This window comes from Pseudomonas sp. B21-056 (genome assembly GCF_026016325.1).
In the GTDB taxonomy this organism is placed as follows: Bacteria; Pseudomonadota; Gammaproteobacteria; order Pseudomonadales; family Pseudomonadaceae; genus Aquipseudomonas.
The window spans coordinates 3,354,989-3,380,476 of record NZ_CP087203.1; the positions used below are offsets into that span (position 1 = coordinate 3,354,989).

Sequence of the window (25,488 nt, forward strand, 5' to 3'; positions counted from 1 at the left end):
ATCTTTTATAGTTACGCCTGTCCACACCAAAGTGCGCGCTTTATTGAACAAGCGCGTCTGGATTATTGGTAAACAGGCTCAGACTGTTAACGCGCGTTCTCTTGAATATTGCGCTCGAGCGTAACACTCAATCCTGACTTCAACTTGACTTGATAATGTTGGCCCTGACGTAGCCCCAAATGAACCCTGGCCTCTTGCTTGCCAAGCAGCGAAAGACCGTCGGGCTCAGGAAACCAATGCACCGGCTCATCCCCGAGCCAGTGGCCGAGGCAAGCGGTTTGCCCGCCCACGGTCTGGTCGGCCTTAAGCTCGATGACGCAGACATTGGACGGTTTGTCCTGCAATGCCTGGGTCTGCGCAGCGTCCTGGGGGCCTGCCAAAACGGCCCGCCACTGCCCGGCCAACTGCGAAGGTTCTGCTAACAACAGGCTGCGCGCCATGGCGACTTCTCCAGAAAACAACATCAGCGTAGCGAGTAACCAGGCGGTTGCCGGAAGACTGCGGTGCATAGTGTCTACTCGCTCATAAAAATTGGAATGCATCGTGGCGAGGGAGCTTGCTCCCGCTGGGTTGCAAAGCAGCCCCGTTACCGGCGGGAACCCCCTCGCCACAATGCGTCACGCAGGTATCAGGCCACGATGTCCGAAACCGCTGCCTGGCCGACGGTACTGACCAGGAAATCGGCCACGCCATGCCCGGAGAAATCCACCGACAGCAGGCTGTTGCCACCCGATGTCGACAGCACCGCATCGCCCGCCGCGCCCGTGAACGCGCTTACGAAGTGCAAGCCGGCGCCTTTGGTGATACCGGTCAGGTCGATCTTGTCCAGGCCGCTGACGAAATCGAGGATCTGGTCCGTGGCGCCCGGCCGTGAGTCGGAGCTGGCAGCGAACACGAACGTGTCGGAACCCGAACCGCCCGACAGTTTGTCCGCACCGCCGGCGCCCCAGAGGATGTCATTGCCGGCGCCACCCTTGAGCTCGTTGGCCACTTCGTTGCCGATCAGCAAGTCGCTGCCCGACCCGCCGATGGCATTTTCGATGGTGGCGCCCTGGGCGATGGACACGTTGCCCACCATGCCGCCAACGTCAGAGAACGAGGCGTCATTGAGGTTGATTTTCTGGTTCTGGGTGAAACCGGAGAAGTCCAGGGTATCGCGACCGCCCGCATCCCAGACCGAGAACACCACCTTGTCCGACGAGGAAGACGCACTGAGGAAGTCGCGGCCGGCGTTGGAGTTGAAGCCGTAGGTGGTGTCACCGGTACGGGTGCTGGTGTTGGCACCGTAGAGCTTCTGGATCGCCGCGATATCGTCCATCAACGGCCCCGAGGCATAGGCTTCGACGCCGCCCTTGCTGAAGTTCTGGCTGGTGTTGCTTTCACTCCAGTAGCTCATGACGCTGTAGCCGCGGGTGTCCTGGCCGTAGGTGGCGTCATCGTAGGTCGGGCTGCCTTCGCCGGCGTTGTAGTCGCCGGGGTGCGCCAGGCCCAGGGTGTGACCGATTTCGTGGGTCAGGGTCTGGCGACCATAGTTGTTCAGGTCCGGATTCTTGTTCTGGGTGTAGCTGCTGTTGATCAAGTACCAGGACGTCCCGTCGTACCCGGCGCCGGTCCCCGGCAGGTAGGCGAACGCCGCCGCGCCGTCCTGGCCGCCGCTGTAGTTGCCGAAGGTCATGTGCCCGTCACCACCGCTGCTCTTCTCGGCGAAGGTGACATTGGCCACGTCGGCCCAGGACTGCATGGCCAGCACTGCCTGGCCCTTCTGCTGTGTACTGAACTGACTGAAACCGCTGATCCCGTGCTTGTTCATGGTGCTCGAGGACGCGGAGGTGAGGAAGGTATAGGTCAGCTCGATCTTGCCGCTGCCGTCCCGGTCCTGGTACGCCGCGCCGTCGCGCAGCAATTGAGTAGCCGCTTCGTCCACCGAGTACGAGGGTTTGCCGTTGACGGTGAGGTTGCCGCCACGGTCGTATTGGTGGCTGAAACTATTGATCTGGTTGAACGCATTACTGGGTGCGGCCAATGATTGCGGGGCCCAGAGAAGTTGCTCAGCAGAATCGATAGCGCTGGTTTTGACTTTCGACATAAACACACTTCCTTGTTTGCAATGGAACAGTTTTTGTCAGACAGACAATCTCTGGCGAGATCGTCCTATCACTCGCCCAATTGAGGACGCAAGGAAACTGACACAATTCGAAATCAAACGTCTAGCGATTTTTTCGAGACTAATGAACGGCAACTCCGACAGCGCGTGCTGACAATGGGCGATTGCCCCGTTAATACAGGCGACCCAGCAACAAGAGCAAAAATTGTCGGACAAAACCCTATTTAAATATTAAATATCGCCAAGACAATCCCTATGTCCCGCATCACACTTTCAGCAACTAAGTGCCAGCGAAATGCTATTAATTAATATCAACTAGTTGCCTCCGGTTTTCCGCCCACAAACCTCGCGCAAACAGCCTCGCAGCCAACGGTGCACCGGATCGGCATCCATTCGCGGGTGCCAGAGCATGGCAATCGTGAACGCCGGCACCGAAAACGGCAGTGCAAAGCTGTGCAGGCCGGCACGCAGGCGGGTGGTGTAGCGTTCGGGCACGCTGGCGATCAGGTCACTGGAGCGCGCGAGCCCCAGCGCCGTGGAAAACCCCGGGACGGTGGTGATGATCTCTCGCGTCAGGTCCAAGGGTTCCAATGCCCGGTCGATGGGACCGTGGTCGAGGTCGCGCAAGGAGACGCCGATGTGCCCGCCCGCGGCATAAGCGGCGGCAGTCAGCTCGGCCTGGAGCAGTGGGTGACCCTGGCGTACCACGCCGATGAAACGGTCGACGAACAAGGCCTGGGTGCGCAGCTCCGGACGAGTGTCCTTGTCCACTACAGCGGTTTCCAGGTCCACGGTGCCCTCGCGCAGTGCCGTACTGTCCTTGTCGGCCTTGTCGACGAAACGCAGTCGGACACCGGGGGCCTGCTCACTTATCCGGGCGATCAGGTCGACCCCGAAGTTTTCCACGAACCCTTCCCGGCTGCGCAGCGTAAAGGTCCGACTCAACCGTCGCAGGTCCGGGGCCTGGACCGGGCGCAGCACCGTCTGGGCGTCCTGCACCAGCTGGCTGACCTGCTCACGCAGCTCCAAGGCACGGGGAGTGGGAACCAGCCCCCGCCCGGCCCGCACCAGCAGCGGGTCACCCAGGGTATCGCGCAACCGCGCCAATGCCCGGCTCATCGCCGAAGGGCTGAGCCGCAGCCGCTGAGCGGCCCGGGCGACACTGCCTTCGGCCAGCAGCACGTCAAGGGTGATCAACAGGTTGAGGTCGGGGATCGACATGGTCAGCCTCGGACTTAATAGATGGCGTCATACGCAGCTATAAAGTGCAAATGCTGCGTCTTCCGCCATGTTATGCCCGGGCGTAACGTTCTGACAGCCCGGTTTTTTGCGAGTCGCAGAAGGAGAACAGAATGAAACCCGTCAATACGGAACAATCCCTGCCAGACATGAGCGGCGCTCCCCAGGCCTCTTCGGCACGCTGGGCGTTGACCAGCCTGGCGCTGGCAACCTTGCTCGCCTCGCTGGGCACCAGCGTCGCCACGGTCGGCCTGCCCGCCTTGGCCGAAGCGTTCGGCGCCTCGTTCCAAGCGGTCCAGTGGGTGGTGCTGGCTTATTTGCTGGCGATCTCCACGCTGATTGTCAGCGTCGGGCGCCTGGGTGATCTGCTGGGACGCCGGCCACTGCTGCTGGCCGGGATTCTGTTGTTCACCCTGGCGTCCATCCTCTGCGGGCTCGCCCCTTCCCTTGGGCTGTTGATTGCAGGCCGCACGCTGCAAGGCCTGGGAGCGGCGGTGATGATGACGCTGACCCTGGCCCTGGTCGGTGAAACGGTCGACAAGGACCGAACCGGCCGCGCCATGGGCTTGCTGGCAACACTGTCCGCGGTGGGCACCGCTCTTGGCCCCTCGTTAGGCGGTACGTTGGTCAGCGTATTCGGTTGGCAGGCCATCTTTCTGATCAATGTGCCCCTCGGGCTGCTGACGTGGCTGTTGGCCTGGCGCTCCTTGCCCAGCCATCGGCCGGAGACGAGCGCCGGAAAAACCGGCTTCGATATCACGGGCACGCTACTGCTGGCGGCCGCACTGGGCGCTTATGCACTGGCGATGACCCTGGGGCGCGGCCATTTTGGCGCAATCAATATCGCCTTGCTGTTGATGGCGGTCCTTGGCGGCGGCCTGTTTGTGCTGGCCCAGCGCCGGCTGGCGTCGCCGCTGATCCCCCTGGCGTTGTTCCGCGACCGGTTGCTGGTTTCAGGCCTGGCGACGAGTGCATTGGTTGCAACGGTGATGATGGCGACGTTGCTGGTGGGGCCTTTCTACCTGTCCATCAGCCTTGGGTTGGCGGCCCCGCTGGTGGGATTGGTCTTGGCCGTCGGCCCCTGCGTCGCCGCGTTGACCGGCGTGCCTGCCGGGCGTCTTGTCGATCGGTTCGGCGTGCGGCCCATGCGGCTTGTCGGGTTGGCAACCATGGTGCTCGGTTGCGTGATGCTGGCGCTGTTGTCATCCGCGTTGGGCACGGGCGGTTATGTCATGGCCATCGTAGTCACCACGCTGGGCTATGCGCTGTTCCAGACGGCCAACAACACGGCGGTGATGGCGGATGTCCCGGCGCAGAAGCGCGGTGTCGTTGCCGGGTTGCTCAACCTGTCGCGCAACCTGGGCTTCTTTACCGGGGCATCGGTACTCGGTGCGGTATTCGCAGCAGCATTACCGACGAGCGGCATTACCGCAGCCACGCCTGAAGAGGTCGCGAACGGCCTGCATCTCACCTTTTTCGCCGCTTTGTCATTGGTCGTCCTGGCACTGCTCGTCGCCCTGCAATGGGGCGCGCCAGAGCCGTTGAGCGATCATCAGCCGTCCTCGGGCAGAGGGTGATGGCATTCTGAGCCCTGTCCTTTAAGTCATGATGCAGATCAAAAAAAGTGAACCAATCGCAAAACGGACTGAAAAAAGCCACATGACTTTCATTATCAGGTGCTATTTTTAGTTCTCACTGGTAGAGCCATGAAGGCTCTTCCTTCCTGACAAGAGCAAACGGAAGCGCTTGATGAAGAAGGTGGGCAACAGATGAATAAAGGATCGTTCAGCAAGGTTACGTTTCCCAACGCTTGCCAGCTGATGCGCTGGCATTTCCATCCAATGGGCTTCGAGGCCAGCATGGATGCACCGGGCAGCATGGTCGCCCGGTTGTTCGACCGTGCCAGCGGCGAAACCATGATCGCGATTGCAGGCATTCCCTGCGCGACCGTGATGAACGCCCCTGATGTGGAGCGAATAATCGAAGCGGTGGAAGCCGAGCTGGAAGCCTTCGTACCACCGGTTGGTTTGAGGCGATTCGCCTCCTGAGTAAAAAAGCCCACGTTTGTGGGCTTTTTTGTGGGTGTCTGAAGGGCCTGGGCCAGCCGTTACGCCGCCATCGCGAGCAGGCTCGCTCCCACAAGGTTTTTTGGTGATGCAGATGCCGCAGTCACCCCGCAACCCTGTGGGAGCGAGCCTGCTCGCGATGGCGATCCTCCAGGCAACGCTGAATGAGCTACCGCCCCACCTCAACTGCGGGCACGGCGATGGTCCGCAAAGAATGCCTTGCCCGTCCCGATACGGTCCGAAGCCTTGGGCGCATTGGCGGCCTGGCTGTCCGGCTCGTCGACGTACCAGTAGCAATGCTGCACCGCACGGGTGATGCCCACGTAGGCCAGGCGCAGGATCTCGTCCCTTTGCGCCGTGTCGTATGGCTCGGCATCACCGTCCTGGCCCAGCCCGGCCATCCGATAGACCTGATTCTTGTAGGGTGAGCGGGTCAGGTGCTGGCAGTCGCCCAACAAAAACACCGCGTCAGCCTGGAGCCCCTTGGCGCTGTGAAAGGTCATCTGCCTCAGGCGCCGCGCCTCATACGGCAAGCTAGAATCCACATTAACTGTTGATTGAATATGTTTCTCTATCAATGACTTATCGCTACTTTTTCGATACAGCATCAAGATCGAATCGCCCTTGCGATAATGCTCATCCAGCCGGCGGGCCAGGCCCTCATCGTCCCGATCCAGCACATTGACCGGGTTCAGCAAGGAGGATTTGCCGCTGGCCTTGGCTTTCTTGCCGGGGATGGCAGCCGCTGCTCGGACAATATGCTCGGCCGCATCGATGATGTGCTGATGGCTGCGGTAGTTGTCGGTGAGCATCACCCGGGTATTGGCCGGCGACGGGAATTGCTGGGTGAACGCCATGAAGTAGCTCGGTGAACTGCCGCGCCAGCCATAGATCGACTGCCAATCGTCGCCGACACACAGCAAGGAAGAGTGTTGCGCACCGCGCCCGATGTGCATGGCGGGGCCTCGGCGGCGTACTTCACGCAGGCTTGCGCGAAGCCAGGAGACGATCTGCGGAGAAACGTCCTGGAACTCGTCAATCATCAGATGTGACAAGGGCCTGAGAAGCGCATCGCCCAGCAATTTGAAGTTTTCCGGCGAATGCTCGCTGAACAACGCAAACATACGGTTGTAGGTCATGACGGGAGGCGACTGGTCGAGCAGATGGTCTTCAAACGCCCGCCAATAGCGGCTCAGCGCCTCGAAAAAATACCGGTCCGGGTCATCCTGGGCGAAACTCATCCGCCCCACGGCATCCGGGACATCCAGGCCCAGGTTCTCGATAAAGCCGGCGGCGGCGACGAAACAATCCAGCAGCGGCGCCGAACCCAGCTCCCCCTTGACCTTGTAATCAAAGCCAGGCCCGGCGCTGGCATCCCCAGCGAGCGAGGCAAGAAGACGCTTCGAGGATTCATAGCTTTCTATCCATATCAATGGCTTACGACAGAAAGCTTGAAACAGAGTGCGCTTGACCGCCCATTCCGCACGGAGACTCAGCCGAGCGCCCGGACGACTGATCCGCGCATCTTCCCGCGAGTCAAAGCCCAACATGACCCAGGCATCCAGGGATGGGACGTAGCCATGGCAATGGAACTTTGAACCGTTGATCTCGAACGTCTGGCGCTTGGGTTCGACGCCCTTGATGGGCCACGCACCAGCGCGAAACCACAAGTCTTCGATGGCATCGCACAGTTCTTCGTCGCGCTGGGCAGCCAATTCGGTCACGGCAACACGCTTTTGCACATCAGGGTGATCGCGCTCCAGCTCCTTGAGCTGGAAAGCGTGCCGGGACAGCGGCTTGATCAGCTCCCGGAAACGCTCGTCGCGCTGGTAGAGACGGTGATAACAGGCGTTGAGTTGCTGGCGCTGAGCGTCGTTGATACGCAAGTCGAAGGGATTGCCGTCGGCGTCGTCATCACCTGGCCCCGTGCGATGGCTCAGGGTTTCAAAGGCCTGGAGCCGCTCGAATCCCGGCAGGCTGCGGACCATGGGCAAGATACGTGAATGGAAGGTGCGCACCAGGTCGCGAGCTTCCTTGGGGCTGACCGCTCGCCCCCACAAGGCAAAGACCTCGATCAGCTTCTGGATGAAGTCCTTGCGTGACTCCCGGGTAAACGTCACCACGGTCATCGAGTCCAGCTCGAAACCCAGGTAGTGGGACAGCAGCACGATGCGCAGTACCAGGGTGGTGGATTTGCCCGCACCTGCCCCAGCGATCACCGAGGTAGAGGGAGTATCACTGAAGATCATCTTCCACTGCGCGGCGCTGGGCTGTGCATGGGGCGGCAGCAAGCGGGCGACGTCCGCCTTCACGCGCTTCTTCAGTTCGGGGGTCAAGGGCAGGCGCCAGTCGTCGAACAACAGGTCATCGACCTTGGGAGCCGGGTGTTCCGTACTGCGGGAGTCGCGGATCAGCAGGACCTGACGCCCCTCTTCCAAACCCTCGGTCTTGCCCTCCTTATAGCCATAATCGAAACCGGCGGTATGCCCGCTGCGAAAGCCATCGGCCTGTCCGTGCAACCAGGACGCCCGGTGCTGGGCACGCAGACGTGTCAGGCCATGGCCGAAGAAACGCGCAGCCAGGCGTTTGAGCAGCGGCATTTGCGCCAGGGGCAGCAGTTCGGGGGGAAGATCGGGAGAGTGTTGCGGCACGCTTTGGGACTCCGGGTGTTCAGAACCATGGCCTATGGTGTCTGGATTTGCCGAGGAGTGCCACCCAAAAGCTTGTAAGTCATGGGGTTAGGCGATGAAGTGAAAGGTCAATCTCATTAGTGTAGGAGCTGACGAGTGCAACGAGGCTGCGATCTTTCCACTGCCGCTTGAGTCCTAAAAGATCGCAGCCTCGCTCCGCTCGACAGCTCCTACACGGAAATAGCGCCATCCACCAGCGTCTGCGCCTCGCTCACCAACTGCTTGAGGTGCTCGTCGCCAATGAAGCTTTCAGCGTAGATCTTGTAGATGTCCTCGGTGCCGGACGGACGTGCCGCGAACCAGCCGTTTTCGGTCATCACTTTCAGGCCGCCGATAGCCTGGTCGTTGCCTGGCGCGTGGCTGAGGATGCTCTGGATCGGCTCCCCGGCCAGTTGAGTGGACGCGACCTGATCCGGTGACAGCTTGCTCAGCAACGCCTTCTGCTGCGGCGTGGCCTTCGCATCGACACGCACCGAGAACGGCTCGCCCAATTCGTCCGTCAGGGCGCGGTAGGCCTGGCTTGGGTCGCGACCGGTGCGGGCGGTCATTTCAGCCGCCAGCAACGCCGGGATCAGGCCGTCTTTGTCGGTGCTCCACACGCCGCCGTCCTTGCGCAGGAACGAAGCACCGGCGCTTTCCTCGCCACCAAAGCCCAGGGAGCCGTCGAACAGACCGTCGGCAAACCACTTGAAGCCTACCGGCACTTCATAGAGACGACGACCCAGGCGCCTGGCCACGCGATCGATCAGCCCGCTGCTGACCACCGTCTTGCCGACACCGGCATCGGCGCGCCATTGCGGACGGTTCTGGAACAGGTAATCGATGGACACCGCCAGGTAGTTGTTCGGTGCCAGCAGGCCGCCGGACGGCGTCACGATGCCATGGCGGTCGTGATCCGGGTCGCAGGCGAAGGCCACGTCGAAACGCTCCTTCAGGCCGATCAGCCCTTGCATGGCATGGCTGGACGAAGGGTCCATGCGGATCTGCCCGTCCCAGTCGACCGTCATGAAGCGGAACGTCGGATCCACCTGGGTATTAACCACGTCCAGGTCCAGGCGGTAATGCTCGGCAATGGCCGGCCAGTAGCGCACCCCTGCTCCACCCAGCGGATCGACGCCCAGACGCAACCCGGCGGTGCGGATGGCCTCGAAATCGATGACATTGACCAGGTCCGCCACGTAGGTGTTGAGGTAATCGTAACGGTGCGTGGTCTCGGCCTTCAGGGCCTGCTCGTAGCTGATGCGCTTGACACCGGCCAACTGGTTGGCCAGCAGTTCGTTGGCCTTGGCTTCAATCCACTTGGTGATATGGGTATCGGCCGGACCACCGTTGGTGGGGTTGTACTTGTAGCCGCCACTCTGCGGCGGGTTATGGGACGGCGTGATGACAATGCCGTCCGCCAGGCCCGTGGTACGGCCCCGGTTGTAGCAGAGGATCGCATGGGAAACCGCCGGCGTCGGGGTGTATTCATCGCCTTCGGCGATCATCACGGTGACGCCGTTGGCGGCCAGCACCTCCAGTGCGCTGGCACCGGCAGGGGTAGAGAGTGCATGGGTGTCGATGCCGACGAACAACGGGCCATTGATTCCCTGGGCTTCACGGTACAGGCAGACGGCCTGGCTGATAGCCAGAACGTGCCATTCGTTGAACCCCAGGTCGAAGGAGCTGCCACGGTGACCGGAGGTGCCGAACGCCACACGCTGGGTCGCAACCGAGGCATCGGGCCGGCCGGTATAGTAGGCCGTCACCAGTCGCGGGATATCGATCAACAACTCTGCCGGTGCCGGCTTGCCCGCAAATGGACTGACTGTCATGCAAAACCTCTGGATGGAGTGGCGTGGGAAATGGGATGCAGTTTACTGACAGTTCGACCGTGGCGCGATGGGTTCGATCCATCGCCCTTCTCAGGACTGCTCAAGCCTCAATGCATCGGCCAACGCGTAGAGCGCGGCGTCGAGGTCACCCACACCACTCAAGGCATGCGTCAGGCGCAGATGCTGGGTATAAAACCCCTGGATACTGAACAGCTCGCCAGGGGCGATGACGATGCGCTGGGCCAGCAAGCGCTGGAAGACCTGTCGCAGGTCCACCCGGCGCGACGATCGAACCCACAGCGTCGCACCGCCCTGGGCTTCAACCCATTGCAGGCTTTCCCCCAGCCGCTCCCGCAGCAATTGCGTCGTCGACGTCGCGCTTTCCCGTAACAACCGCCGCAGTACCAGCAAATGCTGATCGATCCGGCCATTGCTGTATAAACGCGCGATGGCTTTCTGCCGAATGGGCGACAGGCGAAACGCCCGCAGCAGAAAATGCCGCTGCAGTTGCAGGGTCAGTTGACGCGACAACACATAACCATAGGGCGCCTCTGGGCCGATGGTCTTTTCAAACGTGGAATAGACGATCAAGCGGTCCGGGTCGAGCAGGTCCCGCAAAGGCACCACCCCGGTTTCGAATACCAGGTCCGCGTAGCTGTCGTTCTCCAGCACCCAGGTACCGTGCACCTCCAGCAAACGCGCTACAGCCCGGCGGTTGCCCTCGGGAAGGTGCGTTCCCCTCGGCATGCTCAGCACCGAAGACAGCACCACCAGGCGCACGGTTTCGTTCTGCAGGAGCTGTTCCAATTGCTCGAGACTGATTCCGCCGTCAGCCAGCAACGGCAGCTCGATAACCTTGACGTCGGCCGCTTGCAACAAGCGCAGGATTGTCCAGTCGCAGGGCGACTCGATCAATACCGTGGCGCCCCTGAGCGACAGCACGGCGATCAGGATCTCCAGCACCCCACGCAGATCGGCACCGATGTACACGTCGTCGGCCTTCCAGCAACGTGCCGGTGAAGAGGTGTAACGGGCCGCCAGGGCCGCGCGCAGTTCCAGCTCGCCCCAAGGTTGCGAAGGCATCTGGGAGGCGCGTGGATACTGGCGCAGCAGTTCGCGCTCGAGCAGCAACAGCGGGCTGTCCAGGGGCTGCATCGACGCCGGCTCGTCCGCGCTGAGCACCAGCATGCCCGGCCGCCGGGTGTTGACGTAGAGCGTCTCGAGCAGATCGTCACCGCCGCCCAGGGTGATCACACTGGGCACCGGCATTGCGTAGTAACCGGACTTGGCGATCGAGTAGACCCGCCCCTCCTTTTCCAGCAGCGAATAGGCGTACTGGATAGTAGAGATCGACACGTTCAGACGGTCGGCCAACTGCCGCAGCGACGGCAGTCGCACCCGGGCATCGCTACCCAGCTCGCTGATCAGGGCCGTCAGGTAGCGATAGACCGCCTGGTAGGCGAAATCTGTTTCCCGCGAGCCCTTCATGGCTTCAGGCCCGTTGGGTGGGCCAAGACCGACCGCAGCGCAACATCAGCAGCGGCGGCCGGATGCAGAGAGGGTGAAGCCGTCAAACCGCACCCCTCAATATCTGGCCGAGCCTTCGCGCAGGCCATCGCCACCCAACACGGGCACTTCGGTGTCGGCGCTGTCGACGGGCTGCTGCAGGTCGATTCCCTGCACGGTTTCCTGTTCCGACAGCGCGATGCTCGCCCCATAGAGCCTGCCGAGCATGTCGATCGACAGACCGCTGACGTCGACCATCCACTGCGCCACCTGATCGGCGACCGTCGCGCCCTGCATGGCCTTGTGCAGATCCGGCATCGCCACCAGCATGCCGGGGTGGCAACAACGCAGGAAATGTTCCAGCCCCGCGCCTCTCTCGACAAAGGGCGCAAACAGCATGCACACCAATTGGGCCTCGTTGAGTCCCAAGGTCGCTTGCGCTTCGGCGGTGGCCTGGGCGCGGCGCTCCGCAATGGCCGAAGGCGGGCCGAAGAGTTCCCGGGCCTGTTCGCAGACATGTTCCGGCAGTTGCTTGCGGTGCATGATCATGATTGCGCGCTGCACGTAGTCCCCGTAGCCCGCTTCGTAGCTGCGTCCTTGCAGGCAAGCCGCCTGCAGGCCATGCAAATGAGCCGACAGCAGCGGACTCAGGTATTCGTTCTGTGGTGCCGAGGCAATGAGATCGTCGGTCCGTACCCGCAGGAACTCACTGAACAGCAGCCAGTTCGTTTCTTCGCAGCGATCGACGATCAGGTCATCGATACCGATGTGTCCCACGCGCCGGCATGCCTCGAAACGGCCCTCGGGTTTCCACGCGCCGACGCGTTGCGGCCCATAGAAATGCCGATAAAGATCGTCACCCAGGGTATCGAGCTGCGCAAAAAGATTGTCGAAGGTGCTGGTCGTGTCGATGCCCAGGCCAATCTTGCGGGTCGCACGCCGCAGGCCCGCCATGAACTGTTTCTGCTGGCGCGGCGTATCGCTGCTCACCAGGGAATCCACCCCCGACTCCCAACGCGCCATGTGGCGATAGAACTCCGCCATGGCCAGGTAGCCGTCATCGCCGACCTCCAGAGGACTGTCGACCGAACGAAGATGGCCCAGGACCAGCATGTCCATGCGATTGGACTCATGCCCGGCCACCGACAATGGCTGCCTGTGGTTGAACGGCACCACTTCGCGGTTATCCGCCATCAGCAGCTCAACCCGCGGATCGTCATAGACGAACAGCGCGCTGTAGCAGCGATGGATGTTTTCCAGGGTCGCCTGGGTGGTCTCGCTCAACCGCGGCGTGGCCACACGCAGGTCGAAGGTCACTGGATTCCGCCCGGCGATGCTCAGTTGCGCAGCCCTCAGGGCCGTCAGCACGTAGAAGCTGTCCCGGCTCCCGTTGAGGACCGTCAGTACGCGGTATTCACCGATCCGCTCAATGCCACCAGCGGCGACGATCAGACGCTGGATCAAAAGCTGCAACGCCGTACGCTCCGCACGGGAATAAAAACCCAACAGCCGCTGCAGTATCTGTTGATACACGTGAATCATTGCCTGCTCATGAATTGCGCTCATAACCATTTACCTGGAAGTTCAAATATCAGTGTCGCACCCACCCACGTGATCGCGCGACGTGTTCGGCTGGAAGACTTGTTTCACTACTGCGAAGAGTATTAGCAATACGCTCGAGCTTTGCTCGTCGTAATTATTTGATACATACGTAGGGAGTCGACAGCCAGACCTTTCGACAAAGCCTGAAAGCCGCCAATTCATTGAGCCTTACGCCCATCATGATGGGTCCTAGGAGATTTCCGACAACGTCCCACAGACAATGAGTACGAGAAATAAAGAACTTGCCGAACTTCAATTGACCGCTTATCCCGCGCTGTTCTTCCGATAGTCGATAGAAGCTCTTGCCCCCATTAACGTCTGAAGCACCTTGAACAGACCTTGAAGGATCAAGCCTTTCTGGAAACATGTATTGCGCCATGACTTCTTCCTTGAGCTGAAAACCAGCATTCAATTATCAGGACTTCAATAATGATTAGAAGATACAGATTGCGGGCAAAAACCAGTTCAGTTGCCGGCAAGGGAAGCGGAGTCGTTGTGAACGGGCAGCCGGACACGCTCCAATATCGCGGGGAGGCTGGAACATCTGAGGGAAAAAGAAGGCCCGATCAGGCCAGGGGCAGCGCAAGAGTCAGGGACGATGACCCTTGCGCAGGACAGGCATCAGGCGGGATCGACAACCTGAAGGGCAACACGCTCACGGCAAGGACATTCGTCCATGTAACGGTGAGCCTCGACAAACTCGGTGAATGGAAAGACCCGGGTCTTGAGTGGCAGCACGACACGGTCGGCAGTCAGCTGATTGATATCGCGCAGTGCCCGCTGCAACGCCACCTGGTCCTGGATGATGCCCAGTTCAGGCTTGCCGGTGAAGTTGCCGATGCAATGCACGAAGAACTGAATGTTCTTCTGGAACGCCGCGCAGGCCGGGAACGGTGTCTGGTTGCCCCCTTGCAGGCCATACAGCACCAGGCTGCCTCGTGGGGCCAGGACATCGCCGAGCAGCGACATCTGCGGTCCGCCCAGGCCGTCGAACACCACGTCGACGCCCCGACTGTCGGTGAGCTTGTTGATTTGCATCAGCAAGTCCTGCTCTTCCGTGACGATGACTTTCTCGGCACCCAACGACAACAGATACTCACGCTCATCAGCGGTCTTTGTGGCGGCGATCACCCGCACACCCAGCGCCTTGCCGAGCTGTACGAAGGACGGGCCGGCGCAATGGCTGGCATCGGTGACCAGGGCGAACTGCCCGGGTTTGACCCGTGCCAGGTCGACGTAGGCAAAATAGGCGACCAGCAACGGCGTGTAGTGCACTGCGGCTTCGATCGGGCTCAGCACGTCGGGATAGCGGGTCAGCGCGGTACGCGGCAGCACGATGATCTCGCCATACACCGGATAGTCGTTCGCGCTTTGCGCGGGGAAGCTGGCAACCTTGTCGCCCACGGCCAGATCGTCGACACCGTCGCCGACGGCCGTTACCACGCCAGCCATTTCATGGCCCAGGCCGGAAGGCAGGCGGGCCTGGGACGGCGCCAGGTTCTGGCGCCACAGGGTGTCATGCCAACTGATGCCGATCGCTTCGACACGGACCTGCACTTCTCCTGGCGCAGGAAGAGCCGCCGGCTGCTCTTCGCATTTGAGCACCTCGGCACCACCAAACTTGTGAAAACGGATCGTGCGGGACATCGCAAACCTCGTCAAAGTAACCTCTAATGCCATGAACTCTATCCGGGCTTTGTACCCAAGACCATCAGTGGCTATTAATAGTCGACATGCCTGTCATTGATTCCGCAGCAAGAAAATCAATCAACCCCGTAGGGCAAATCCTACAAAAATTCATTTAGCCAGTGCAGAGTACCAGCCTTTCCCCGTAAGATTCATGCCGGTCATTGTTCGCATATGGCCGCTCACGTCAAGCTCGCCGAATCTGCCAGGACCCCAGATGAATCGCAATGACCTGCGTCGTGTCGACCTGAACCTGTTGATCGTATTCGAAACACTGATGCATGAACGCAGCGTGACCCGCGCCGCCGAGAAGCTGTTCCTCGGCCAACCGGCCATCAGCGCCGCGCTGTCGCGCCTGCGCAGCCTGTTCGATGACCCACTGTTCGTGCGCACCGGTCGCAGCATGGAGCCTTCGGCCCGGGCGGTGGAAATCTTCGCCCTGCTCTCCCCGGCCCTGGACTCGATTTCCACGGCGGTCAGCCGCGCGGCGGAATTCGACCCGGCCACCAGCACCTCGGTGTTCCGCATCGGCCTGTCGGACGACGCCGAATTCGCCCTGCTGCCAATGCTGCTCAAACGCCTGCGGGCCGAAGCCCCCGGCATTGTGCTGGTGGTACGCCGGGTCAACTACATCCTGATGCCTGGTTTACTGGCGTCCGGCGAAATCTCCATCGGCGTCAGCTACACCGACGACCTGCCGGCCAACGCCAAGCGCAAGGTCCTGCGCCGCAGCATGCCCAAAGTGCTACGGGCCGACACCGCACCGGGGCAACTGACCCTGGATGAGTTCTGCGCACGCCCCCACGCCCTGGTGTCCTTCGCCGGCGACCTGAGTGGGTTCATCGATGAAGAACTGGAAAAGCTCGGTCGCAAGCGCCATGTGGTACTGGCGGTGCCGCAGTTCAACGGGCTGAGCACACTGCTGGCAGGCACAGACATTGTCGCCACGGTTCCCGACTACACCGCCGATGCGCTGACTGCCGCCGGCGGTGTACGTGCCGAGGATCCGCCGATTCCGGTGCGCAGCTTTGAACTGCATATGGCTTGGCGGGGGTCCCAGGATAACGATCCGGGGGAGCGTTGGTTGCGGTCGCGGATTCAGATGTTTTTTGGCGATCCTGAGAGTCTTTAGGGGCCGTCTGGCGGGCTGTTCATCTGATCATTTCTGACTTTTCATAGGCCATGGAGATCCATTCGCTTCCAGAGAATTGCTAAACTGGGGGCACATCTGAGGGCATGCTTTGGATGGTTTGAAAAGGATGCCCCCAGTCTAAGGTCCAACTGTCCCTTCGCGAAAAATCACTCGCTGCTGTCCCCGGCCGCGCTATCCGATCGCCTCAGTCAGTGGCTGAACCTCCGCACGAGAACAAGCGGGGATAGTCGAGTGATCGACAATGATAGTAGCTTTGAGCCGTCAATAGATATGTCCTTAAGCTGCGCCTGCTCTTTACAAAGCCCGGCCGCAAACCCTCATCATCGATACAGGAACGTTTGCCAATTGTGGATAGCACAGATAAAGCCATCCCGCCAAAACACACGGTGCGCATAGTGCAAATGGCATGGAGTGCAAATGTTTGACTCACCGCGTGTTGCTATTGCCATGATGGAGCAGGTATGCCGAAATCGAACGTTTACAACCTCTTTACAATATCGAACACAGCGACGTGCTCCGCACTGAATCAGGGAAGTGTCTAAATGTCCGAAAGCATGCTCGTTCGTGCCAGCCGCGATGGCGATCAATTCCATTATCTATGGGCGGCACGCCGCGCATTGCAGCTACTCGCACCGCAATCAGGTCTTGTAGCCATTACGATCGAGGGAGCGGCAACCACAGAGTTTCCTGGCGGCGAGCAGGTTGAAGTGGGTGAGCAGCTCATCGACATCGCCGAATACTACGGGAGCACTGAACTAGAAAGCGCGACGCGGATTCGCTACATGCAGCTCAAGCATTCGACGCTGCAGGTTGATGAAGTGTGGCAACCAAGCGGCCTGGAAAAGACGATCCGTGGGTTTGCTGAACGTTACGTCGCGCTTCAACAGAAGCTGCCAGGCGTCCCACTGAATGAGAGGCTTGAGTTTTGGTTTGTCACAAATCGCACCATACACGCTGATTTCATCGCCGCCGTCGAGGATGCAGCTGCACAGAAAAAGCCCCGACATCCTGGCAACCTCAAAAAGCTTAAAGCTTTCGCGTCACTGGATGGTGAGGAGCTCGCTTCATTCTGCGGCATGCTTCGATTGGATGGCAGCCAAGATAATTATTGGACTCAGAGGAACATCCTTTTCCAAGACGTTAGCGGGTATCTCCCGGATATGGATGTCGATGCCCCCATAAGGCTAAAGGATCTGGTGAACCGTAAAGCGCTGTCAGAAAGTGCGACTAACCCTGCCATCACCAAGATGGACGTGCTCCGTGTGTTGAATACGGACGAAGCTCAACTGTTCCCTGCGCCTTGCTTGATTGAAGAACTTGCCGAGGCGATACCTCGCCAACAAGAACAGGCCGTCATCCGCTCTATCATTGATGCGGCTGACACACCTGTGATCGTGCACGCTGATGCTGGTGTTGGGAAATCAGTCCTCTCAACCAGGATCTGTCAGAGCCTACCCAACGGATCGGTTGGATTGCTATATGACTGCTTCGGAAATGGACAGTATCGCAGCGTATCGGGCTACCGGCACCGGCACCGAACTGCCCTCGTGCAATTGGCCAATCAGCTCTCAGCACTTGGGTTTTGTCACCCCCTGATTCCAACAGTACATGCTGATAGTACCGCCTACATGCGAGCGTTCATGCACCGTGTAGGACAGGCTGTAGCAATGCTTCGTGCGAAGAATAAAGACGCGCTGCTTTGCATCATTATCGACGCCGCTGATAACGCCCAGATGGCCGCCGAAGAGGTAGGAGAGCCTCGCTCGTTTATTCGCGACCTCCTACGTGAAACTCTACCTGAAGGAGTAAGACTGGTTGCTCTATGCAGGCCTTACCGGGAGATCATGCTCGACCCTCCTCCCCGCGCGCTGTCGCTTGGGTTGAACGCATTTACTTTGGAAGAGACGTCGGCGCACCTGCGCCAAACGTTCGCTGACGCCTCCGAGCATGATGTAGCAGAGTTTCATCGTTTAAGTTCACACAACCCTCGAGTTCAAGCACTCGCGCTTTCTCGTCAGAAAACGCTTCCCGAAATGCTCCGCCTGCTTGGGCCGAATCCCACAACCGTAGACAGCGTCATCGATACTCTCTTGGAAAAATCCATCGCCACCCTACGCGATGCGGCCGGCAATCCTGAGAGATCACAAATTGACTTGATTTGCGCCGGGCTCGCAGCTTTACGTCCGCTGATACCTATTGCAGTCCTCGCAGAAATGTCAGGTGTGAACCCAGACCTGGTCAGAAGTTTTGCGCTAGACCTCGGACGACCTCTTGTTGTCAACGAAGGCACGATCCAGTTTTTCGATGAGCCCGCAGAGAGCTGGTTCCGGAAGCGATTTAAACCAGATGCTTCTGAGCTAGGGATCTTCATCGCGCACCTTTCAGACCTGAGCTCATCCAGCGCGTACGTAGCAGGCGTATTACCGCAATTGATGCTTGAAGCCGGACAGTTCTCTCAACTGGTGGATCTTGCATTGACCTCAAGCGGCCTTCCCGATTCCGGGCCAGTGGAGCGTCGTGATATCGAGCTCCAGCGTCTCCAGTTTGCCCTTAAGGCAAGCTTGCGCGTCCGGCGTTACCCAGAAGCTGCGAAGCTCGCATTAAAGGCTGGCGGTGAAAGTGCCGGTGACGAAAGGCAACGTGCTCTCTTGCAAGAGAACGCGGATATGGTTTCAGTATTCATGGACAGTAACGGCGTCCAGGAAACTGTTTCGCGTCGCACATTCGGTTCCGGCTGGATAGGCTCTCACCATGTATACGAAGCCACGATTCTTTCGGGCCATGCTGATTTGATAGGCGAGGCTCGAAGTCGTCTGCGTATGGCAGAAGAGTGGCTGGACAATTGGGCCAAATTATCAGCCAAGGAGCGGCAGAAGGAGCCCGTCACAAATAAAGATCTGGCCATGATGGCTGTCGCGCATCTCAGTATCCACGGTGCCGAATCCGCCGCTAAAAGCCTACGTAGATGGACTCCACGTTCAATATCTTATGAAGCAGGTCGTATTGTCGCTAAGTGCCTGTTGGATCATGGTTGGTATCAGGAACTAGACGAACTGGCAGTAAAAGCAGGCAATGACCTGCCGTTGGTGCTTGCGCTGGCAGAAGAGACTCGGAATCTGAATCGCTGGCTGCCAACCGAACCTATTCAGCGTGTCTTCAAGTTGCTGGCCCGCGGTCAGATCCAGGTGGATCATGTCAACTCGAATCGGGCAGCTCCTTTATCAGCGGTTTTGGCATTAATTGAGACCGCGTATCACCACAGTATTTGCGATACCGCTGAAGCGCGCGATCTACTAGCGCGTTATCTCCCATCTCAAGCTCCGGCTCATCTTTCATCACGTTTCGGCGGTAGCCCAACGTCCTACCTGCGCGCCTGCGCCTTACACGCCGCTCTCTCCCACAAGTCTCTGGAATTGATCGATGTCGCATCGCCGACACTGAAAGAAGAAATGCAGGCCGCGAAGTCACATGGCAAGTCGCAGGAGCTGAGGGAGTTCGAAGCAGAAATTGCCGTATTGATCCCATGGGTCAACTTATGGGCGCAGTCTTTTGTGAAACCATTGGCGAAAGCAGAGTTGATCGAAGCCGTCGTCCAAGCCAAGGCGAACTCTACTCCATCATGGGAGTATGGATATCGCGACCAGCCACAGACTGCCAATGAAATCGCAAATTTATGGATAGACATTCTGCTGACCTCTCAGGTAGCTGAGCACCGCACCGTACAGGAGTTGGTGGATTGGACGACGACCCTGAAGCGCCCCCTATTCACGCCGACTCTAAACCGACTTACGCGTCTCTGTGCCATTGTTGTCGGCGCGGAAAACTTCGCATTTGAATTGGCCGAAAAGGCCGCCGCGCTGAATCGTGTCGACCGTTCCGATGTGCGACATTTGGTGGAGGGGTTGGTTGACGTCGCACGCTCGTTACTCCCAATCAGCCCTACCGATGCAGAAGGTTATTTCCATGAGGCCGTCGAAGTAGCGAGCAAGATCGGTGACGAAAACTTCGCTCGCTGGGAAGCTCTCATCCAGTTAGCAGAACGTGCTGCTAATGAAACGCGCCCGGCACCGGAGGTGGCTTACAATTTTGCTCGATGCGCTGAAGTTACCCGAAGCTATGTAGACCGGGATAAGCACTTCGCGTGGAACGCCACGATCGAGGCCTTGGTAGGTTTGTGCCCCTCCTCCTCACTAACAATCGCGAGTCGCTGGCGTGATCGTCACTTTGGCTCTGATGGCAGAATCCTGGAAGTCGCGATTCGCAAGCTGCTGTCCAGAAAAAACATCAGTCCATTAGACGCTTTGCCCATGATTGGTTTTCGCGCCGAATGGAATGAAACAGCGCTGGTTGAGGCAGCACTCGGAGCTTGCACCGAGCATCAAGCCAAGGAAACAGCCCTCAATCTTGCATATCGCCACATGACATTGGAGAAGCAGACAGCTGCGAACTGGCAGGCGCTTGAGTCCATCGCGAGCTCCGCATCCGTGACACTACCGGGTTTGAGCCTGCGTACTCGCGAGACCGCCCCAAATGAGGCGGCCAATGGAAAAAGCCAACTCAGTGAGTCTGACCATCAAGCGCGTATCTCGCAAAATAAACATGATTGGGATGAAGTGTTTTTCGGCTGTGATCTATCCACATCGACGGGGATTTCAACCGCCCATATAAGATTCAGGGATGGTGATCCACCGTTCTACATGGATGTGTTCTTCAGCAAGATTTTCGAGCGAATTCAAGTCGGCGAAGAATTTTCTTTCCTTACCGCCTTCGCAAACACAGCGAAGTTTAGCCTGTGGGACATACGCAGTTTTCTGGAAGCGCTGCCCCCTCATTGGAAGGCCCGGCCCGCGTTGCGCAAGGCACTTGAAGCCATGCTAAAGGTTGTTTTTGGACGGCATTGCATGGAGATCACTCGTAGCCGGTATCACGACGTAATGCCTCTCGATCTCGCCTACCAATCGGTCGGTATCGATAAGCATGAATTACTGGACGTAGTTTTAGCTGCAATAGCTGAATCAACGGAGCTCGCGGGGGCGGAACGCCTCTTTAGCCTCGTAGGACTGCTTGCAGACAAACTGACAGATGAGGAGGCGTTGGGCGCCTTATCTTATGGTTTGGAATTATTCGATGCAGTATTGGAGGAGAGCGATGGTGATGGCCCGTGGTCTCAAAAACTTACCCCGCCTAATACGATTGAAGATGCACAAGCGGGCTACATATGGGCGGGACTGGCGTCACCTTTAGCTGCAACGCGGTGGGAAGCGGCTCATACCGTGGTTGCGCTGTGTGCGCTGAATCGAAAGCGGGTAATCGATGCTCTGTTTGCTCATGCAAACAATGACACAAAGATGCCGTACGCAGATGCCCGATTCGAGTTTTACAATCTTCACGCTCACCAGTGGCTGCTAATCGCGGCATCACGTGCCGCATTAGAACATCCAGACACCTTAGTCCCACACTTTGGCTACTTTCTCGTGAAGGCTGATCCACACCAGCACCACGTACTCATTCGACTATTTGCCGCCCGTACATTGATGACTTTGATTGGACATAAACGTGTCACTGTCCCTCCCGATACTCAGCGACAGGTAGCGAATACCTGCGCATGTGTGTACGAAAACGTCGAGCAACGCCAACCTCCGGCATCAAACTCCGTCGTAGAAAGCGAGGAATCCATCGAGGGTATACGGGACTTCTTCGGAGGAGATTTTGATCAATATTGGTTAAAGCCCCTTGGACGTTGCTTCGGGATGAAACAATCTCAGGTGTGTCAGGAGGCACGAAAAACACTGCACGACGAGCTAGATAACACAACAGCACTTCACTGGGGAGCCGATGCCAGAAACAAGGCTGAGTTTTTTCGCTATGAGGACACCAGTTGCAGACAAGGTAGCTATCCACGCGCGGACGATTTGAGTTTTTACTATTCCTATCACGCGATGATGATGACTGCAGGCCGCCTCGTATCAACACATCCGCAAATTGGGGTTCGCGATGATTGGTATGAAGAGATGTTTCCTGAGTGGTTAACGCGCCACGATATCGCACGCTCTGATGGACGATGGGTCGCCGACCGACGTGACCCAGAACCTGGGAGCCGCACTGACTGGCCAGAGCATGGTCAGGCTGATGAATGGCTAAAATCAATCTCCATGCGTGACTTTGATAGGGGCCTCTACCCAAGCTCGGGCCTGATTACGATTTGGGGTCATTGGACTGAAGTTGACGTGAATCACTCGGAGACAATTTCGGTTCATTCAGCTTTGGTATCTCCGACCACTTCTTCGTCGCTTTTACGCGCCATCCAAACCGTAGAACATCCGCACGACTTTCGAATACCAAGCGCCGGCGATGATTTAGAGTTCGATGCACCACCATACCAGCTTAAGGGTTGGGTACAGGATCAGCATCATGAAAGCGGAATCGACAACGGCGACCCATGGGCGGGCAATGTAAGCTTTCCGGTTCCCGAACCGGCGGTCCTCGTTATCGAGCTCATGGGCATGTCGACTGATGCAGATCGCAGAGAATGGGTGATACCTTCATCGCCAATGTCTGTCATGCGCTCTCATACATGGGGATACTTCCAGGAGGACGATAGATCTGAGAAAGCCACAGGAGTTCGGTTAGACGCTACGATTTCCTTTGTTATTGAGTTTTTGAAAGCAGCAGGCAAGGATCTGGTAGTTGAGGTCGAAATCCAAAGAAAAGCTCGCCACCAAAATTATCGAAACCGAGGCGAAGATGAGCTCCAATACATTACCCCCAGTAACCGAATTTTCATCCTCAAGGGTGACGGAACCTTCCGAACACTCTGAAGCGATCATGGCCCTCGGAAAAAAGTTGGTCACAGAGCAGGGATTTGATGGTTCAGTGGATACGCTTGGTCGCTGGATGGCTCATCACATCGCCGAACTTATTCAAGAGGCTGAGTCGGCGAATGATGACGCCCGCCCCGTAAAAATGGCACACGTGCGTGAGGCAGTTTTAGCATTGTGGTCACATCGACACGTACTTCCCAATGGTCGTAGCCCTTTCGCAGGCATGGAGCCGATTTTCGATGCATTGGAAAGCTTAGACCCGGACACACCTCACTTTCGATACTTCTCAACGTCCAGTGCCCCACACACCAGTGACGAAGAATCAGAGGAGGTGCAAAAATACGTTGACATGGCAAAAGCCGTCGACGGAGCATCTAAAGTCATCGTCAACTTTTGCATAGCCGAGGCGGCGCAGAGAGCGCTCGACTCTTCCAAAGCGTGGGTACAACTCGCCAGTAAAGCTGAAGCGGACGAGGGCCTGGATATCACCTTGATAAGGATCATTGCCGACAGAAGTGATCTGATGAAGGCGCCAAATCCAGCTACAAAGCGTCGTCGTATTCTGAATGACCGAAAACAAAAATTAGAAGCCTTACTCATCGTCGCATCAGAAGTCTTGGAGAGCATCGATGCACAACTAGGTGAGCTGCCACCTGATGACCAAAACGATCAAGACGACTCTGAGATCATCCTAAATATGATCCTCGACTGACGTCGTGGGCTACTCTGTTACCCGTTACTACGCGCAAAGTGTGGCTGTGTCACATCACATCGCCGCTCGTTACCTTCAAGCTACGCGCATGTATGTCTGGCAGACGTGGTCATGTTGGCGTCGACTCCGAATTGACCCAGTGCCCGATGGCACGTTGACCCAACGCCAATCGGTAAAGATCCAGCGTTGATAATGATTTGCAAGGTAGGAGCCTGGGTCAGTGTAATCCTTGTAACTGGGTCAGGATGGGGACTGTCACAAACAGATTAGGCAAATTGGAGAGTTTCACTGCATGTCGAATCCCCCGCGCAATCACCATTTTATTCCTCAACATTTCTTGAAGGCTTGGCAGCATTCCGATGGGAAAGTTTTCCGCTACCGCCGGTTGCCTTCATGCAACGTGATGGAGATCAAGTCGGTCTCCATCAAGCGCACAGCTTCCATTCAGGATCTGTACCATATCCAGTTTCCAGACGGTGGCTTTGAAGTCGAATCTAGCCATATAACTCCGCTGATTGATGAGGCTGGTCACAAGATCATTAAGAAAGCACGCGGTAGTAATATCCAAGAATGGGATCTGGGAGATCGCAGGCAGTTGGCGAATACCCTCACGCTGCTGGAGGCTAGACATCCGGAGGTCCTCAAATCCATGGATGTTCGCTCGGATTTGAATCTCTTACGGGAACGGATAAAGGCCGAACGGTATTTCTCACATGACTCAATCGACGAAATTATCAATTACTTTCAGGCAAGCGATTCCCTCGGGGCAATATCTTTAGTTCTCTTGGCCCAGAACGAGGTACTGCCGTTGATTGATCAGCCTTTTTCAGACGGTCTCATGCGGGCGGCTATGAAGGAGTATAGCTATGATCAACACTGTTTGCTCTGCTCGGACTACCCTACGTCCCGTTGAGGAGACTATTTGAAGGAGCTGTTGTTCATCGTTGCCATCAGCCCGCTTAAGGCCCTGGTATTCTCCAACAATCCCGCCGTCGAGGTTTTTGATCAGCTCAAACCGCGTGCTCGTGCACGGCTGATCAACCTCTATACATTGGGGAAGGCTCAAACAGCGTATTACTCTGATGATGCGCAAGGTGAGTTTGTCGACGCCCATCTCGGCTGGACGTTAAACCGCCCAGGTCTCGCCGAGCAGCGCCAGTACGTAGTGGATTTTTTGCTGGCTGAAGATGCGTGGCTTCGTTAGCACTTAGTCCAGAAACTCAATTTATATAAGGGTTTCCCCCACCCGTTTTAGTTTTTCATCGCAGCTCATTCCTAATTGCGAAGGAACTCGATCAGTGGCACCAGCATTTGCTTGGGAGACGCAATAGGCTCTCCAATCTGTCGTGGCTCGCTGGTGCCTTCCTGTGAGCGAACACTAATGATCACACTATCATCGGACTGGTCTTGGGCGACCGCGATAAATCCATTTTCCAAAGGGTGGATGTGTTCCCTGGACTTAACCCCCGGGTAAAGCGGTGCTAGGTGAAAGTCACTTTTTAAGGCAATAATCTGGACCAAGGTATAAAGCCGCGGCTGAAAGTTCGTGGCAAGATAGGCATAGCTTTTAAGCAGAAGGATACTGGCGACCAATGCTCCAATGCTGTGAAACAGTACCGTGCTGCGAGTTTGTCGAATTGGTATTGGTCCTCCAAAGGTCCTAATCAACTGGATCAGGTATCGCATTGCACCTTCTAGGGGGAGCTGTATTAGGGTAATGAGCGTCAGGATGAATCCGGCAACCGCAAGAACCATAGCAGCAACGAGCATCCATGCGGGTAGGTAAAACAGCAGAACAAGGAAGCTCGAGGTCATATCAAAAGTTTGTGGTGGGAGACCGAGTGCTTCGGCGACTAAATCGCGCGCTAAGACGGTAGCAACAAGCAAGACAAAAACATGAAGTAGGACAATAGGCGTTTTCGCAAATGGCTTGTCCCAAGCGCCATGCAGCCACCGTACGGTTGGAAGACACCACATGATAAAACCGCCGACGATCATCGCCATTGCCAGTGTTATAGCAATGTTCAGAAGCAAGTCATCTAACAAATAGGCTAGCAGGTAACCTGCGATAGAAGTCACCATTGCCGACGCATAT

17 protein-coding genes are annotated in these 25,488 nt (G+C 57.7%); 7 read left to right on the top strand and 10 right to left on the bottom strand.

All coding sequences use genetic code 11. The features are described 5' to 3' along the window. Positions 1-86: 86 nt before the first annotated feature. From LOY67_RS14195 to LOY67_RS14205, 3 genes are all read right to left on the bottom strand, one after another. Positions 87-509, bottom strand: a complete 423-nt coding sequence (locus LOY67_RS14195) for a protease inhibitor Inh/omp19 family protein (protein WP_265063084.1) — start codon at positions 507-509, stop codon at positions 87-89. 119 nt (positions 510-628) lie between these two features. Further along, the gene (locus tag LOY67_RS14200) at positions 629-2,086 is read right to left on the bottom strand and encodes a serralysin family metalloprotease (RefSeq protein WP_265063085.1); all 1,458 of its coding nucleotides are present in this window, start codon (positions 2,084-2,086) and stop codon (positions 629-631) included. A gap of 333 nt (positions 2,087-2,419) precedes the next feature. Then, positions 2,420-3,325, bottom strand: a complete 906-nt coding sequence (locus LOY67_RS14205) for a LysR family transcriptional regulator (RefSeq protein WP_265063086.1) — start codon at positions 3,323-3,325, stop codon at positions 2,420-2,422. Positions 3,326-3,456: 131 nt separating this feature from the next. On the opposite strand from LOY67_RS14205, the gene LOY67_RS14210 reads away from it, so the two are divergent. After that, positions 3,457-4,920, top strand: a complete 1,464-nt coding sequence (locus LOY67_RS14210; RefSeq protein ID WP_265063087.1) for an MFS transporter — start codon at positions 3,457-3,459, stop codon at positions 4,918-4,920. Between the two features lie 192 nt (positions 4,921-5,112). Then, a complete protein-coding gene (locus tag LOY67_RS14215) occupies positions 5,113-5,391 on the top strand; it encodes a DUF1652 domain-containing protein (protein ID WP_003201764.1) in 279 nt (92 codons plus the stop codon). 200 nt (positions 5,392-5,591) lie between these two features. Here LOY67_RS14215 and LOY67_RS14220 read toward each other — a convergent pair whose 3' ends face one another. From LOY67_RS14220 to LOY67_RS14245, 6 genes are all read right to left on the bottom strand, one after another. After that, positions 5,592-8,060, bottom strand: a complete 2,469-nt coding sequence (locus tag LOY67_RS14220; RefSeq protein WP_265063088.1) for a UvrD-helicase domain-containing protein — start codon at positions 8,058-8,060, stop codon at positions 5,592-5,594. 209 nt (positions 8,061-8,269) lie between these two features. Beyond that, positions 8,270-9,913, bottom strand: a complete 1,644-nt coding sequence (gene pgm / locus LOY67_RS14225; protein WP_265063089.1) for a phosphoglucomutase (alpha-D-glucose-1,6-bisphosphate-dependent) — start codon at positions 9,911-9,913, stop codon at positions 8,270-8,272. Positions 9,914-10,003: 90 nt separating this feature from the next. Continuing rightward, positions 10,004-11,401, bottom strand: coding sequence for a PLP-dependent aminotransferase family protein (locus LOY67_RS14230; RefSeq protein WP_265063090.1), 1,398 nt, complete (start codon positions 11,399-11,401; stop codon positions 10,004-10,006). 96 nt (positions 11,402-11,497) lie between these two features. After that, positions 11,498-12,985: a hypothetical protein gene (locus tag LOY67_RS14235; RefSeq protein WP_265063091.1), complete on the bottom strand. Its 1,488-nt coding sequence runs from the start codon at positions 12,983-12,985 to the stop codon at positions 11,498-11,500. 130 nt (positions 12,986-13,115) lie between these two features. Then, positions 13,116-13,400 carry a hypothetical protein gene (locus LOY67_RS14240; protein WP_265063092.1) on the bottom strand — a complete coding sequence of 95 codons (285 nt, stop codon included), beginning with the start codon at positions 13,398-13,400 and terminating at the stop codon, positions 13,116-13,118. A 242-nt stretch (positions 13,401-13,642) separates the two neighbouring features. After that, positions 13,643-14,668 (bottom strand): zinc-dependent alcohol dehydrogenase family protein, encoded by a 1,026-nt coding sequence (locus LOY67_RS14245; protein ID WP_265063093.1) that lies wholly within the window; start codon positions 14,666-14,668, stop codon positions 13,643-13,645. 256 nt (positions 14,669-14,924) lie between these two features. Between LOY67_RS14245 and LOY67_RS14250 the strand changes: the two genes are divergently transcribed. The 5 genes from LOY67_RS14250 to LOY67_RS14270 all read left to right on the top strand — a co-directional run bounded on the left by LOY67_RS14250 (position 14,925) and on the right by LOY67_RS14270 (position 24,597). After that, positions 14,925-15,839, top strand: a complete 915-nt coding sequence (locus tag LOY67_RS14250) for a LysR family transcriptional regulator (RefSeq protein WP_265063094.1) — start codon at positions 14,925-14,927, stop codon at positions 15,837-15,839. Between the two features lie 563 nt (positions 15,840-16,402). After that, positions 16,403-22,678: an AVAST type 3 anti-phage nuclease/ATPase Avs3a gene (gene avs3a / locus LOY67_RS14255; RefSeq protein ID WP_265063095.1), complete on the top strand. Its 6,276-nt coding sequence runs from the start codon at positions 16,403-16,405 to the stop codon at positions 22,676-22,678. A 7-nt stretch (positions 22,679-22,685) separates the two neighbouring features. Further along, positions 22,686-23,393: an AVAST type 3 anti-phage proein Avs3b gene (gene avs3b / locus LOY67_RS14260; RefSeq protein WP_265063096.1), complete on the top strand. Its 708-nt coding sequence runs from the start codon at positions 22,686-22,688 to the stop codon at positions 23,391-23,393. Between the two features lie 292 nt (positions 23,394-23,685). Beyond that, entirely contained in the window at positions 23,686-24,306 is a 621-nt protein-coding gene (locus LOY67_RS14265; RefSeq protein WP_265063097.1) for a DUF4238 domain-containing protein, read from the top strand. Between the two features lie 9 nt (positions 24,307-24,315). Next, on the top strand, positions 24,316-24,597 hold the full coding sequence (locus tag LOY67_RS14270) for a hypothetical protein (protein ID WP_265063098.1): 282 nt from the start codon (positions 24,316-24,318) through the stop codon (positions 24,595-24,597). A 71-nt stretch (positions 24,598-24,668) separates the two neighbouring features. On the opposite strand, the gene LOY67_RS14275 is transcribed toward LOY67_RS14270, so the two are convergent. Further along, positions 24,669-25,475: a hypothetical protein gene (locus LOY67_RS14275; RefSeq protein WP_265063099.1), complete on the bottom strand. Its 807-nt coding sequence runs from the start codon at positions 25,473-25,475 to the stop codon at positions 24,669-24,671. Between the last annotated feature and the right edge of the window lie 13 nt (positions 25,476-25,488).